General features: G+C 54.2%; 11 protein-coding genes and 2 tRNA genes. 10 read left to right on the forward strand and 3 right to left on the reverse strand.

The features are described 5' to 3' along the window. Positions 1-168 precede the first annotated feature (168 nt). The 5 genes from RBB76_RS02385 to RBB76_RS02405 are packed head-to-tail and all read left to right on the forward strand — an operon-like array spanning position 169 to position 4583. On the forward strand, positions 169-801 hold the full coding sequence (locus tag RBB76_RS02385) for a hypothetical protein (RefSeq protein ID WP_429633004.1): 633 nt from the start codon (positions 169-171) through the stop codon (positions 799-801). A 59-nt stretch (positions 802-860) separates the two neighbouring features. Next, positions 861-1772 (forward strand): phosphoribosylaminoimidazolesuccinocarboxamide synthase, encoded by a 912-nt coding sequence (locus tag RBB76_RS02390; RefSeq protein ID WP_429633002.1) that lies wholly within the window; start codon positions 861-863, stop codon positions 1770-1772. Positions 1773-1777: 5 nt separating this feature from the next. Then, positions 1778-2314 carry a CvpA family protein gene (locus RBB76_RS02395; RefSeq protein WP_429633001.1) on the forward strand — a complete coding sequence of 179 codons (537 nt, stop codon included), beginning with the start codon at positions 1778-1780 and terminating at the stop codon, positions 2312-2314. A gap of 51 nt (positions 2315-2365) precedes the next feature. Further along, complete coding sequence (locus tag RBB76_RS02400; protein ID WP_353063105.1) at positions 2366-2644, forward strand: helix-turn-helix domain-containing protein; 279 nt, start codon at positions 2366-2368, stop codon at positions 2642-2644. Between the two features lie 28 nt (positions 2645-2672). After that, positions 2673-4583 carry a hypothetical protein gene (locus RBB76_RS02405; RefSeq protein WP_429632997.1) on the forward strand — a complete coding sequence of 637 codons (1911 nt, stop codon included), beginning with the start codon at positions 2673-2675 and terminating at the stop codon, positions 4581-4583. On the opposite strand, the gene RBB76_RS02410 is transcribed toward RBB76_RS02405, so the two are convergent. After that, positions 4558-6012, reverse strand: a complete 1455-nt coding sequence (locus tag RBB76_RS02410; RefSeq protein ID WP_429632995.1) for a PAS domain-containing sensor histidine kinase — start codon at positions 6010-6012, stop codon at positions 4558-4560. The genes RBB76_RS02405 and RBB76_RS02410 overlap by 26 nt on opposite strands. 164 nt (positions 6013-6176) lie before the next feature. Here RBB76_RS02410 and RBB76_RS02415 point away from each other — a divergent pair. Continuing rightward, positions 6177-6251: transfer RNA gene (locus RBB76_RS02415), tRNA-Gly, on the forward strand. Positions 6252-6318: 67 nt separating this feature from the next. Beyond that, a tRNA-Cys gene (locus RBB76_RS02420) sits at positions 6319-6393 on the forward strand. 192 nt (positions 6394-6585) lie between these two features. Here the strand turns inward: RBB76_RS02420 and RBB76_RS02425 are convergent. After that, on the reverse strand, positions 6586-7542 hold the full coding sequence (locus tag RBB76_RS02425) for a hypothetical protein (RefSeq protein ID WP_429632993.1): 957 nt from the start codon (positions 7540-7542) through the stop codon (positions 6586-6588). 222 nt (positions 7543-7764) lie between these two features. Between RBB76_RS02425 and RBB76_RS02430 the strand changes: the two genes are divergently transcribed. The 3 genes from RBB76_RS02430 to RBB76_RS02440 all read left to right on the forward strand — a co-directional run bounded on the left by RBB76_RS02430 (position 7765) and on the right by RBB76_RS02440 (position 12205). Beyond that, positions 7765-8691 carry a cupin-like domain-containing protein gene (locus RBB76_RS02430; RefSeq protein WP_429632991.1) on the forward strand — a complete coding sequence of 309 codons (927 nt, stop codon included), beginning with the start codon at positions 7765-7767 and terminating at the stop codon, positions 8689-8691. A 165-nt stretch (positions 8692-8856) separates the two neighbouring features. Next, positions 8857-10671, forward strand: coding sequence for an ABC transporter ATP-binding protein (locus tag RBB76_RS02435; RefSeq protein ID WP_433963507.1), 1815 nt, complete (start codon positions 8857-8859; stop codon positions 10669-10671). 10 nt (positions 10672-10681) lie between these two features. Beyond that, positions 10682-12205 carry a hypothetical protein gene (locus RBB76_RS02440; protein WP_429632987.1) on the forward strand — a complete coding sequence of 508 codons (1524 nt, stop codon included), beginning with the start codon at positions 10682-10684 and terminating at the stop codon, positions 12203-12205. Between the two features lie 121 nt (positions 12206-12326). On the opposite strand, the gene RBB76_RS02445 is transcribed toward RBB76_RS02440, so the two are convergent. Beyond that, positions 12327-13997, reverse strand: a complete 1671-nt coding sequence (locus RBB76_RS02445; protein ID WP_429632986.1) for a hypothetical protein — start codon at positions 13995-13997, stop codon at positions 12327-12329. Positions 13998-14141: the final 144 nt, after the last annotated feature.

A 14141-nucleotide genomic window follows, 5' to 3' on the forward strand; every position in this document is an offset into this window, starting at 1 on the left:
AAGTCATCCAACCCTTTGCGCAGCTGGAGCGGTTCACCACTCGCTCCAGCATTTTTTTTTGAGCATCGTGAAATCTTCTGCCCTGTCGAACCAAATCCGTTCCGGCACAGTGACAGTAGTCCATAAGCTCTCTCCGCCCGTCCGCAAAAGCAGATAATCTAAAATGGCATGCACATAGCGCTCACAACTGCAGTCCTTGCTCTGCTTACAGTGGCAATGTTTCTGTCGCGAATCTTCTGGAACGGCGGCTCCCGTCGGCTCAGATTCGTCCTCGTTGCGGTATCCGTTTCACTGGTTCTGCTGCAGGCGTTCTTCGCAGCAACCAAGTGGGGAACCATCTCCGATCGGGTGAATGTCTTCATTTTCTGGTTAGCTGTAGCCGCCTATGAGTTCCTGGTCCTTTTCTTCTCGCGGCTTTCTCCAAAATGGCTTACCTCTCTCAGCGCTGCAATCCTGCTAGTCCCCGTCTTTGCATCGAGTATCCTTCTTCCGCTTACCGAGCTCTTCGATCCTTCGTCTTACAAGACAGTGCCCGTCGGCGACAATCTTTTTTATGAAGTCAAACCCTGGGGTAACACGGGCGGCGGCAGAACGGGAGCCGATCTTATCGTCTCTTATCGGCCACCCGTCGCCCCATTTCTCCGGCACAAAGTCCGAGTCATTCCGTTCAACGACGGCGAGTGCAACTCAAGCGCAGCCATTGCCATCCCCTTTCCTTCAACCAAAACAGTCCTTGGCCGCTGTCCGGGTTGGTCATCAGAGTCCGCACGAACTGTCGACAAGCTTTTCCCGTTGTCCTAGGCTGTTACTGGCGATTCGGGCCTGATCGCAAATCTCAAAAGGTGGTACCGTCGAACCAAATGCCAGCAATCGTCTTAGAGACCCATCTTGGATCGCTCCCTCTCACCGCACGCGGTAAGGTCCGCGACATCTACGCCCTCTCCGCCGACCAACTCCTCTTCGTCGCTAGCGACCGCATCTCTGCGTTCGATCATGTCCTTGGCAGTGGCATTCCTTTCAAAGGAAAGATCCTCACTCGGCTGTCGCTGTTCTGGTTTGATCTCCTTAAACCGATCGTCCCAAACCACCTGATCACCGCCGACACAGCACACTTCCCTGCAGAACTCGAACCGTTCCTCGACCAACTCGAAGGCCGCAGCATGCTCGTCAAGCGAGCCAGGATGTTTCCCGTCGAGTGCGTCGTTCGTGGCTGCCTCTCCGGATCCGGGTGGAAGGACTACCAGCAAACCGGTTCGGTCTGCGGAATCAAACTCCCTGCCGGCCTGCGCGAGTCAGACCGCCTGCCTGAGCCCATCTTCACTCCCGCCGCAAAGATCAATACCGGCGGACACGATGAAAATATCTCCTACGAAACAGTCGAGAAGACCATCGGCGAAGGCTACGCCGATGCTCTACGCACCCTCACACTCAAAATTTACGAAAAAGCATCAGAGCATGCAGCCAGCAAAGGATTGATCCTCGCCGACACGAAATTCGAATTCGGTCTCGTCGCCGATGAATCGGGAAACGATCAGATCGTTCTTGCCGACGAGGTACTGACTCCGGACTCATCGCGCTATTGGCCTGCAGATTCCTACAACCCTGGCGGCCCGCAACCTTCTTTCGACAAACAATTTGTCCGCGACTATCTTGAATCAATCCACTGGAACAAGCAGGCGCCTGCGCCAGCGTTACCGCATGAGGTAGTAATCCGGACCAGCGAGAAATACCTCGAGGCCTATCGCTCGCTCACTGGCCGTACAAACCTTTAGGCTGAATGAACCTCTTCGACTGCCTCCTGATCGCGATTTTGGCTTACTCCACCATCGTTGCCTTCATGCGCGGCATCATCTTGGAGCTCTTCTCTCTGGGCGGCCTGATCGCCGGAATCTTGATCGCCAGTTGGAACTATGGCCGCCTCGCCATATACCTTGAGCATTTCATCGCCACACCCGCAGTAGCGGAGATCGTCTCCTTTCTCCTTCTCGTCATCGGAGTCATGGTGCTCAGCGCGCTACTCGGCAAAGCCCTCAACCGCACCGCTCACGCTATCGGGCTAGGCTTCTTCGACCGAATCCTTGGCGCCATCTTCGGCTTCGGCCGTGGTTGCCTCCTCGGAGTAGCCATCCTCATGGCCATCGCCGCCTTCATCCCTCATTCCACATGGATTGAAAATTCTCAGCTATCTTCCTATTTCCTTGCGGGGGCACATGCGGTATCCTTCGTTGTACCTTACGACCTTCAGCATAGGATTCTGGACGGCGCCGAGCAGCTCAAGCACAACGCGCCCTATTGGATCAAACCGCTGCGGTAGAGGCACAATGAGAGAGTGGCTCCACAAAGGAGCCGCCAGCGAGGAATAACCTTGAAGCGCGAAATGGACGGCTTGATCATGCAGATGCACAGCGCCGGCATCCCTTACTCGGAGGCCGTTCGCCAATTCAAGAAGCGCTACATCCTCGAAGTACTGGCGCACCACAAAGGCAACCAATGCAAGGCAGCCGACGAGCTCGGCATGCACCGCAATACCCTCAGCCGCACTCTCGCTGAGCTTGACATGGACACCGCGCAGATCCGCAACGGAATGCGCCGCCCCCCCAGAAGCGAGCGCCCCCACATTCAGAATATTGCCAGCGCCCGTTAGCTTCCTGGTTCCGTCTAATCAGCAGTCGATGAAACTCGTCTTTCAACCCCGCGCCTTCACCATTGCAAAATTCACGGTCGCGCTCGTCATCGGCGCTGTCTCCATTGCCGCTGTCGCCCAGACAAGTCCAGGGCCAAACGCCAGCGCCACCTCCGAGGCTTCCCCAAAACAGAATCCCCGGGCCGCCGAAGACGCCTATCTGTCCGGCGCACGTCTCCTGGATCACAACGATCTCACAGGCGCCGAGCTGAAGTTTCGCAGAGCCGTCGCCCTCAACTCTTCCAACCGCGACTACGCCCTGGCACTAAGCCTCACCCACGAGCGGCACGTCACCGAACTCATCCAGCAAGCCGGTAAAGCGCGCCTCCTCGGGCAACATGAAAAGGCCGAGACCCTCCTAGCCGAAGCACGCCTCCTCGACCCTGACAATGGCATCGTGGGCCCTCGAGTCGATAACGGAGAGCTGCCCAAGGCATTCCACCCGGAGATCGAGCCGTGGATTCGGGAAGATCCAGCCATTACTGGCCCTGTCACCCTTCAGCCCAATCCCGGCCAGAAGAGCTTCCACCTGCATTCTGATGAGCAGGATGTCATCCGCCAGGTACTCTCCAGCTACGGCATCCGTCCGACATTCGATGAGTCCGTCCAGAAAGACGATTTGCGCTTTAATCTTGACGAATCGTCTTATCAGCAGGCCGTCCCCGTTCTCCTCAACGTCACTCACCTCTTCGCGGTGCCGATGGATGCCAAGAGCGTTTTCATCGCCAAAGATACCCCAGAGAACCGCCAGCGTCTCGAGCGTCAGTTGCAAGAGACGATCTACATCCCCGGCATGACCAACGAGGAGATGGATAGCTTCGGTACCCTCATCAAAAATATCTTCGATATCAAAGAAGTCACCGTCGGAAAGAGCTCCGGCACCCTCGTTATCCGCGCTCCCCAGGAGACCCTGACCTACATCAATCTCACCCTTGCCGATCTCATCGACGGCGGCAGCGAGGTCCTGATCGACCTTCAGCTCTACTCCGTCGACACCACAAAACAGCGCAACATCGGCGCGCAGCTTCCGCAGCAGGCAGGTATCTACAACGTCAACTCCGCCGCGCAAAATATCGTCAGCTCCAATCAAGATCTCGTCAACCAGGCCATCGCTCAGGGCCTCGTCCCCGCGGGCTCAAGCAATATCACCATCGCTCTTGCGCTCATCGCCTCCGGCCTTGTCCAAAGCACTCTTCTCTCCAATACCGTCGGATTTTTTGGGGGCGGCCTTACCGCGACCGGCGTTACCGTCAACCAATTCGCCGCTTTCAACCTCTCGCTCTCTTCCAGCGATACCCGCGCCCTCAACGACATTCAGATTCGAGTCGGCGATCGCCAGACCGCCACCTTCCGAATCGGTGAACGCTACCCCATCACCACCGCAACCTACTCCTCAGGAGTCAGCTCCTCCTCCGTCCCCCCCAATACGACCATCAACGGGGTCTCGGTCGCCAGCCTGCTCAACTCCGCAGTCGGCAGCACAGCGACGATCCCGCAGATTCAGTATGAAGATCTCGGCCTGACTCTGAAAGCTACGCCGACAGTACAGAAGTCAGGCGCGGTCAAGATGCACCTCGACCTCAAAATTGAGGCGTTGAATGGCGCATCTTTAAACAACATACCGGTCCTAAATAGCGAGCAGTTCGCGTCCGATGTCACCGTCGACGACGGAGAGACTGCGCTCATGGTCAGCAGCCTCACCAAGAGCGAGTCCGCCAGCCTGAGCGGATATCCCGTACTGAGTGAGCTGCCAGGTTTTCAAACGGCCACCGGAACTCGTATGACAGAAACTGACTCGAGCGACCTCATCCTGCTTGTCACTCCCCACATCACCCGTCGCCGGTCCAACATCACTGTCGGCCCCAGAATCGCAATTAACTTACCTGAGCCGCCGGGCTAATATCACCGCATACAGGTAGCCAGACAGTAAACACGGTTCCATGCCCGTTACCAATCCGAGTCCTGGCCCGGATTCGGCCGCCGTGCTTCTCCACAATTCCCTTGCTCACCCACAACCCAAGTCCTGTTCCCGTAAGCTCCTTGGTCGTCTGAAATGCTTCAAAAAGATGTTCCTGCATCTCCGGCTTGATTCCTTCGCCCGTATCGGCCACCGTCAGGCGTACCCCTTCAACAGAGCTATGCCAATCCCTCTGCGGATGCAACCGTATCCTCAACCGCCCTCCGCTACTCATGGCATCCAGAGCATTCCTCACCAGGTTATTGATGACCTGGCGAATCTCTCCCTCCAGCACCTTCACATGTGGGGTCTCCGCAAGCTTCAAATCGATCTCAATGTTCCGAACCAAAGTCCGTCCCGTATAGAGAGCCATTACCGTACGCAACAGCTCAGCCATGTTCACCTCGGTTGGCTTGCTCTGGTACCGGTTGAACCGTAGCGTCTGCAAGGTAATTTCCGTGACTCTGGACAACTCCCCCTGAGCCAGCGCCGCGTAGCGCTGCATGTCTTCCATCGACTCCGACTGTCGAATCAGATACAGCAGGTTCGTGATTGACTCCAATGGATTGTTGATCTCATGGGCTATCGAGGAAGCCAGTTGTCCCACCGCTGCCAGCTTCTCCGACTTCCTCAACGCCTCGTCCTGCAGCCGCGCCTGCGTCACATCCGTGTTTACGGCTACGCCACCAAGTATCTTTCCATTCAGAAAAATTGGCGCAGCAACACTGCGAATCCAGCGATCCGACGTCCGAACCGTCTCGGTCGACCATTGTCCGGCAAGCGCCGTCTCGAGCGTCTTCAACCCCTCCGGAAACTTCCCACCGCTCATCATCTTCGCCACGTGATTGCAGCGAAGTTTTGCATCAGCCGTTGCGATATAGACCCCCTGCGGCATGCTCTCGATCACGGCATCCAGCTCGGCCGTCTTCTGCTCCGCTAATTCATAGGCTTTCTGGAGTTTCTCCTGCTGTTGTCGCAGCTCGGTCACCTCGCGAAAGGTCACCACAACTCCAACAACGCATCCTTCTACAATCACTGGCTGCGCAGAAAGCTCTGCAACGAAACTGCTTCCGTCCTTCCGGAACATCGTATCCGTTAGCTGCCTCAAAACTTTACTTTTCCGCACCACGTCATAAATGGGGCATTCGGAACCCGGAAAATGACGCCCATCCGGATAGTGATGGTGCACGAGTTCGTGCATATTGTTGCCCAGCAACTCCTCGCTGGCATAGCCGAAACAACTCACTGCCATCCGATTAACGAACGTACAGTTCCCTTCCAGATCAAGCCCCCATATGCCCTCTCCGGCGGAGTCAAGCAGCGCTTGCCAATGCTGCAGTTGCCCGGCGTTTTGTAATAATGACTGCCCCATTTGATCTCATTCCGATCCAGCACCTTCGCTAACTCCGTGCCAGTCAACAAATGAGATGCAGGTTTTCGCCACGGATGTCACTCAGAGAAGAGAATCGCAGTTATGACAACACGCCACACCGCGTTGACCATACTGAACTTGGCCGCTATACTTGAACCTGTAGAGCGGGAGTAGCTCAGTGGTAGAGTGCTTCCTTGCCAAGGAAGATGTCGCCGGTTCGACCCCGGTCTCCCGCTCCAAATAGAATCCTGCCTGCGGTACACTTCTCCTACAATCCAGCAGGGCAGAATCACATAGCCCACCCGAGGCGCGGTACCCAAGTGGTAAGGGAGAGGTCTGCAAAACCTTTATGCGTCGGTTCGATCCCGACCCGCGCCTCCAAAATTTCAGCAACTTAGGACAAAAACACTACTCCCCCAGGGTGGAAGTGTGGAGATGCGGCAGCAGATGCACCGGGGTTCGACCCTGCGTCGATTGTGCGTATCGCAGAACCGTCCCGGTCTCTCAATGAGAAGTCTCTCTACGGGCCGTCTTCGGAGATTGCAGGGAAGACAGGTAACTGCCCAGCCCGTCTTAGCGCGAGCCCACAATTTCTGCAATGCGGTAATACTGCCGCCGTGCCTCGTTGTGCGAAGGAATCACCGGGTTATCTTTGACCTTGCGCCGGATGTCTTGCACAGCCGTATAGGCATATCTTTTGAAGCGATCCGCGACCGGGTGCCTGCCGGGAGAAGAGGGTGTGATTCCGGCCCGACGCAGGTAGTAGTTAGCTTTGAAAAGATTCTCCCAGACATGTTCATGAAACTGAAAATTGATATTTAGGCTTATAGAGACATTGTCTCCGTTTTGGAGCCAGTGCGGCGTATTGACCGGGCTGTGTACTCCGATGCCTGGGCGCAGATGGTAGACCATGGCGCGCGGCTCATACTCTGGTTTGTATACCGCCGAAAGATTATTCACCATCCAATACTTTTCCAATTCCGCATCCGGGAGCACGTCCTTATCGGCGCGATCGAAAAAGTGAATATCCTTGTCACCCTTGATTTGAAACAACCATGAGCATTCACGGTCGATATGGTATTCGGTGACTCGGTTAGGGGAAGTAATAAAGAGAATTGCTTCAAACCACTTGATCTGTTCAAGGATTTCTTTGCCGGCAAGATCCAGGATCTCGCAGATGCAGTTTTCGAAGACTTCACGATATCCAGGTTCGCGCTCAATGTGCTTGAGGATGATCCAGGTTTGCCCCGTCTCAATCTCATCTACCAGACTGTCGAGATCAGTCTTTGCCCAATCGTGCAGATCAAGTCTGGAATTCCCCGCTGACGCTCCACGCTCGACGTGGATGTCGCCCTTCGGATGATGCGGATTTTCGCGCGTGGCTATTCGCTGGGATAACTCGGCCAGCGCACGAAGTTCAAACAGCGGATTCCCGGACAGCGTGTGCTGAACTTCATGGGGAAGTCGATTGAAATTCTGCGAAAAAACGTCACGATCACAACTAACAATAGATTCTTGCTGAACCGGCATTGGACATCCTCTCGTGAGCTAACTCGCACGAACGGCGACCTAGTCGTAAGACAAACAGGTAGTACACAACCAATCATCTACCTCCGCGTCACTGCCTGTCATTGCTTCCGATCCCGTTCGACATCATTTGACAATCGGATGACAAGCCAATGACAACTGTGGACTGCAGACGAGGTCTCCTTATCGGTAGGGATAACATCGTCTCGTTTTCAGAAGGAGTTTATGTCAGCCCAGAGTGTTATCACCTCGGACCTACAATCGGAACGCGCACTGTTCGGCTTTGACACGCCTCGATTCCGAGAAGACTTTGACGAAGAGTCATTCGACTTTAGACACGTCTTTAATGTTGACCACCCCCTGTTTACTCGGGAGCGTATGCGCCATCTGCTGACCAATCCCGCAACAAAGAACAATGTTTATTACAACGCTGGCGACATTCGCGTCGACCAGCGCTGGGATTCTGTGCCCGCACGAACAAAGCCGGTGGAAGAGGTCTTTGATGCAGTGGAAAACTCGGGCGCATGGATCGCACTGTTACGCGTGAATGAGGATCCTGAATATAACTTGCTGCTGGAAGATTGCTTAAGGGAACTGAAGCAGCTGAGCGGGCGGCCTATCGACGATGACAAAAAAACACAGGAAGCAGATATCTACATAACTTCGCCCAGACGCGTGACCATGTATCACATCGACCCTATCTGCAATTTCCTAATGCAAATCAGCGGAGAAAAACAGATCCACATCTTCGATCGCAAGGACCGAGACGTGTTGCCCGAAGAAGAGTTGGAACGATACTGGTCGTTGAACGACTACGCAGTAACTTATCGGCAGGAGTTGGAGGATCGTGCAAAGGTGTTCACCTTACGCCCCGGCACAGGTGTCCATATCCCCTTGAATAACCCACATTGGGTCAAGAACGGAGATGAAATCTCCGTCTCGCTAAGTATTAACTATCAATATAAAGACGATCGACGCAAAAACATCTACTTGGCTAATTACTATCTACGACAAGCAGGCCTAAAGCCGAAGCCGCCGGGAACTTCGAAAATAATAGATCACATGAAGGCTTCCGCGGTCACTGTTGGTCGAAAAATAGACAGTCAATTCAAGAAATTGAAAACCACAAAACAGAGTGCAACTAAGATCTGATTCTCCTAACTGTCAGCCAGCACCTTTCCATCACCTATTCACCTGAGGGAACTCACATCGCAGCTTAGCCTTCGAAGACAGATGCAGAATCGATGACTTTCTCACCGACTTTCTGACCTTGGAGCGATGCCAGGTGTTGACGGTTCTCCACCTGATATCAAAAAAATGAAGACGCAAGAGCACAGTATTCCGCACCCCGAGCCGAGCCGACGCAAAGTGATCTCCGAGATATGGTCACTGGTCCAACCGCGCCAGTGGCCGCTCGCGGGTGCATTGCTCTTAATGATTGTGGAAAGATGCTGCAGTTTTTTTGTACCTGTCTCGTCGCGTTTCTTGATCAACGATGTCATGTATCGGCATCAGACAAGTCGACTACCCCTGATCCTCGGGGCCGTTGTCGTCTCCACATTTATCAGCGCTATCATCACCTACTTCTTAGATCGATATCTTGGAGTCACCGGCCAGCGCCTTGTCGCAGAGCTGCGGGCACAGGTTCAGGCTCACGTCGGTCGCCTGCCTATCTCCTTCTACGACAAAAACCGTACCGGCACCCTGGTCGCTCGCATCATGACAGACGTTGAGAGCGTCCGCAACTTGGTTGGCGCCGGCCTCCTGGACTTTGTCGGGGGAATCCTCACAGCGGTCATCGCTCTAGCCATACTGATCCACATCAGCATTCCCATGACCGTACTCACAACCGGTCTCTTGATCTCTTTTGGTTGGTTCTTGAAGAGAGCCCTTGGGGTAACGCGCCCCCTCTTTCGTGAACGCTGTCGCATCAGTGCAGAGGTCACGGGCCGACTCACCGAATCTCTCAACGGGATAAGAGTTGTTAAGGGCTATCACGCCGAAGCCAGCGAGGCTCGTATTTTTGTCGAAGGTGCAAATCGCATCCTCAAAAACATCACACTTTCGATCACCTCTCAAGCCTTCTTGTCCCTTTGTAAGACCATGGTTCTAGGGGCTGTTGGTGCGTTCATTATGTTTCTCGGAGCAAGGGAGGTCAATGCGCATCGCCTCGACGTCGGCGGTTACGTAGAATTCACCATGCTTTTGGCCTTTATGGTCGCGCCTATCGCGATGTCCGTCAGCATCGGAACTCAACTGACGGAGGCTTTCGCCGGATTCGACCGTACCTTGGAAGTCCTCAACGAGCCTGAAGAAGACGAAGAGTCGGGACGCACAGCGGTACTCGAACCGATCATAGGGCACATTACATTCAAAAACGTAATCTTTGCTTATATTCCGGGTGAGCCTGTGCTGCACGGCCTCACGTTCGACTCTGAGCCTGGCACGGTCACGGCTCTAGTGGGCTCATCCGGATCAGGAAAATCAACTGTAATTTCGCTCATCTGCGGTTTCCACTCTGCTGGCTCGGGCCAGGTTTCAATCGACAATGTGGACCTCAGCACAATCCGACTTAGCAATCTTCGTCAACAGCTTGGCGTTGTGCTCCAGGAGACTTTCTTGTTCGATGGCACCATCCGAGAAAATATTCTCTTTAGCCGCCCGCACGCGACCGACGAGCAACTGTACCAAGCCTGCCGAATAGCCCGGGTCGACCAATTCGCTGAGTGCTTTCCCGAGCGATACGAAACTATCGTTGGTGAGCGAGGTATCAGATTATCCGGCGGCCAGCGTCAGCGAATCTCCATTGCTCGTGCGATCCTCGCCGACCCTCGTATCCTGATTCTGGATGAGGCCACCAGTTCTCTCGACTCGGAATCTGAAGCTCTTATCCAGAGCGGCCTGAACTATCTCATGCAAGGTCGCACGACTTTTGTCATCGCTCATCGCCTCTCAACCATCCGGCGTGCCGACCAGATTCTCGTGTTGGAGAAAGGACACATAGTCGAGCGCGGCAACCACGAAACTCTTTACCGACGCCAGGGACGCTACTTCGATCTCTACACTCGTCAACACGGCCTCGAAGCCAATCTCTTTTTGGCTCCAGGAGAAGGCGACAAGGTCATGCAATGAGTATGCCAGCATGACTACCCCAAAACCATCCTTCTCGTTAGGCTCTCTCACACCACGATGGGCCTTACTATTGTTTTTTATCTCGGCGGTATTTCTTTACCTACGAACCTTTCTGCTCCCTGCTATTCCCTTGCTCACTGTGGGCGATGAGTCACACTACTTTCTTCATGCTCTCCGCATGATGCATGGACAGTTGCCCTACAAAGACTACTTCACATTTGTTCCTCCAGGGACCGATCTACTTTATGTTGGGATCTTCCGGCTTTTTGGAGTTCATCAATGGGTAGTGCAAGGCCTATTATTTTTTTTAGGCCTCCTTCTTATTTTCGTCGTAATGTGGGACGCCCAAAAGGTGCTGCGTGCCTCTTCCGTAATTCTGGCGAGCCTCCTATTTCTCGTATTTGACGTCAATAGTGCCCTCGATGCGACACACCACTGGTGGAGCGTTCTTCTCGTGATGGTGGCGGTAGGCGTGTTGCTTAGCGGAAGATCGTCGGCAAGAATCGTTCTAGCAGGATCTCTGTGTGGCTTTGCCACGCTTTTTACGCAGACGTACGGCTGCCTCAGCCTGCTTGCAATCGCCCTCTATCTTTTCTTGACAACCGACAGCGATGGGCGACATAAACCAAATTCGTTGCGCGAACTACTCCTGCTGTGTCTACCGTTCGCCTCTGTCGTGATTCCCGTTGTTGGATATTATGCTCATATCATCGGATTCCGGACACTTACATACTGGACAATCTACTATCCGTTAGTTTTTTTTCACGCACAAGAAAACAATCCTCTGGCGTTCTTCAGAACGCCGGGGCTCCACGGAATGAGTGGCCTTCATCTTCTTATTTCCTTCATCTTCATGCATACCGTTGTGCCACTCATCTACATACTGTGTGCAATTCGCCTAGCTCGAGAAAAACGAGGAATGGACTCACTCCAGTGGAGAAAAATTCTTCTCATCACCCTCGTAGGTTCGGCGCTCTTTGTCTCAATTATGAGCGCGCCCACATTCCTTCGTGTATGTGCAGTGGGACCTCCCGCTGTCATTCTCTGCGTCTGGTATCTCAATGGGCCCTCCAGACTGCACTATTGGTCACGCATTGCACTATGGACTGCAGCGATTACTTCCATCTTGTACTTGCCCATGAGTCGGCAATTGCATCAACATGCCATAGTCGATCTTCCGACTGGGCGAGTCGCGTTTATCAGCGATCAGCAGTACGACAAAATGCTGTGGCTAGCCCAACACACACATCCAGGTGAGACTTTTCTAAACGACACTAACATTGCTTTTGCGTTATCGCTGCAGAGCCCCGGCCCTTTAGATTTTGTTACAACAACCGAATTTACCCGTCCACAGCAGATTGACGCACTGATCCTCTCGATGACAGATCATCGAACGCGCTACATCTACCTCTACCCTTCGCTAACTGCTCCGATCCGCACGAAAAATAACCTGGAGCCATTCCTCAAATACTTGGGTCAAAACTATCATCTGGTTGAAATGTTCTCTGATGGACAAATCCTGGAACGGAATTGAAGAGGATATCGAACTGCCAAAGGTTGTTAGTGAAAAAAAACGCGGCGAGAAGGAGTCTTCTCGCCGCAAGTTGATAGCAAGCATTGAGCCGATCGTTTCGTACGTCGACTCGGCCGATTCGCTACTTGGTTCCGGGTGCGAAGGAGACGCCGCGGAGCACCTCCGCAAACTCAGCCTTGTGCACGACGGTGAACTTCTCCTTGGCCGCCTTTGTCGGATCGGTGTTGCTGAGTGTGTCGGTGACCGAGACAAGGCGGTTTGGATCAGCACCTTGATCTCCAGCACCGCTGACGGTTGAGGTGATTCCATAGATCGTCACCCTTCCGTTCCTATCTGTGGTTCCGGTAATGTTGCGGATTCCGTCGGTAGCGGGCGCCCACGGAAGATTCGTAGCTGCGTTGTTACCGGTGGGGTAACGATTCACCGTGTACGGAACTCCGAGCTCCAGGCCGGCCTGTAGCGTGTAGGCCAAGTTCCAGGTCTGCGTGGACGCGTTGAAGATCCACTTCTGAATGCCGGCGGCGGTTTGTGCGGCGGCGTGGGTATAGAGGGTGGTATCGCCACTGAAACCATCGCCTTCATCCGCGACATACAAGGTGTCGGCGTTGGCGAAAAAGAGGCCGAAGGGAGCTGCAACCGGGTTAGCGGACTTCGCCAGTACAGTTGGGAAACCTGCGAGTATGCACATGTTGTTCGGCAACCCTGCAGTTTGCAGCGTGCTCAGATTGACGGCGAGAGGAGAAATTGGAAGGGGTGCTCCAACGGCCGGGACGCCCACACCCTTGGGGCACGCGGTGCCGGTGGTGTCGACAAAGTAGACGGTGTCAACGCCGTTGCTGCCGCTTCCCTTGGTGAAGTAGACGACGTTGTTGAAGATTGTCAGGCCACGGAAGTTGTCGTCCTTGCCGATCTTGTCGGCCTTATCGCCGAGTTGGGTGACGGAAAAGCTGGCGAGCGGAGTAGGAGCTACGGGCGTCTGGAAGCTCTCAGGTGCGGCCGAAGGCTCGATGAACTGCGCCCCCGCGCCCAAAACGACGCCGTTAGGCTGCGGGTTCGAACCATTGCCTGCGTTGCCTGCGGTGTAAAAGAAATTCTCGCCATTACTGTTGTTGAGGATTGCGGCGCGGCCGTTGTTGCCACTATAGGCGTTGGTCTCGGTGAAGGCGAACTTGCCATTGCGGCTGACGGTGGCAACGGCGCGGTAGAAGTTGATGCCGACTGGATTGGTGGGATCAATCGCGCCGGGGGTGTTGGAGTTCGAGGCGTCGATGGTGTCGATCGGGGCGACGTAGCCCATGAAGGTAAGGAACTTGCCGTCGGTAGACAGGTTGAGCGCGATCTCGGACTTGGAGCTGAAGCTGGTGACGAGCTGGTCGCTCTCGGTCCGGATCTTTCTCAAGGAGCTGTTGGGGACTTCAAGACTGTCGAGAACGAATCCGGACGGGGTGAGCTGGTCGAGGAAGATCTTCGCGGTGACTCCAAAAGAGGGGTCAGGAATGACGTTATTAAAGACGAAGGGGTACTTTCCGTTGTTGGTTGCGGCGGCGCAGGGTCCAACGGTGTTGGCGCAGTTTGGCGGAAGCAAAGCCCCGACTTTCACGTTGTTAGCGTTGTCGTCGTAGACGCTGCGGCTGACGACCAGATTGCCGGGAAAAAAATGAATACCGGCTTCGAACTCCGGCTGTTGAGCAGCGGCAGGAATGCTAACCGCGGTTGCGCCGAGAGAGAGCGTGGCGAATAGTTTTAGGAAGAGGTACTGTGAGTTGCATGTCTTTGAAAAGGAAAATCGCATTATGTCTCCGGTGAGTTGAAATACGTCGTTCGAAGTACCACACGACTCTATGCCCGGAGTATTAGGAGCTTGTAAATTCATCAGTTACTGTTGGAAGTTGCATCTATCTGCTATTTCATAGCTGCAAGATAGTATTTTGTCTCA

The organism is Tunturiibacter psychrotolerans (genome assembly GCF_051013365.1).
Lineage (GTDB): Bacteria > Acidobacteriota > Terriglobia > Terriglobales > Acidobacteriaceae > Edaphobacter > Edaphobacter psychrotolerans_A.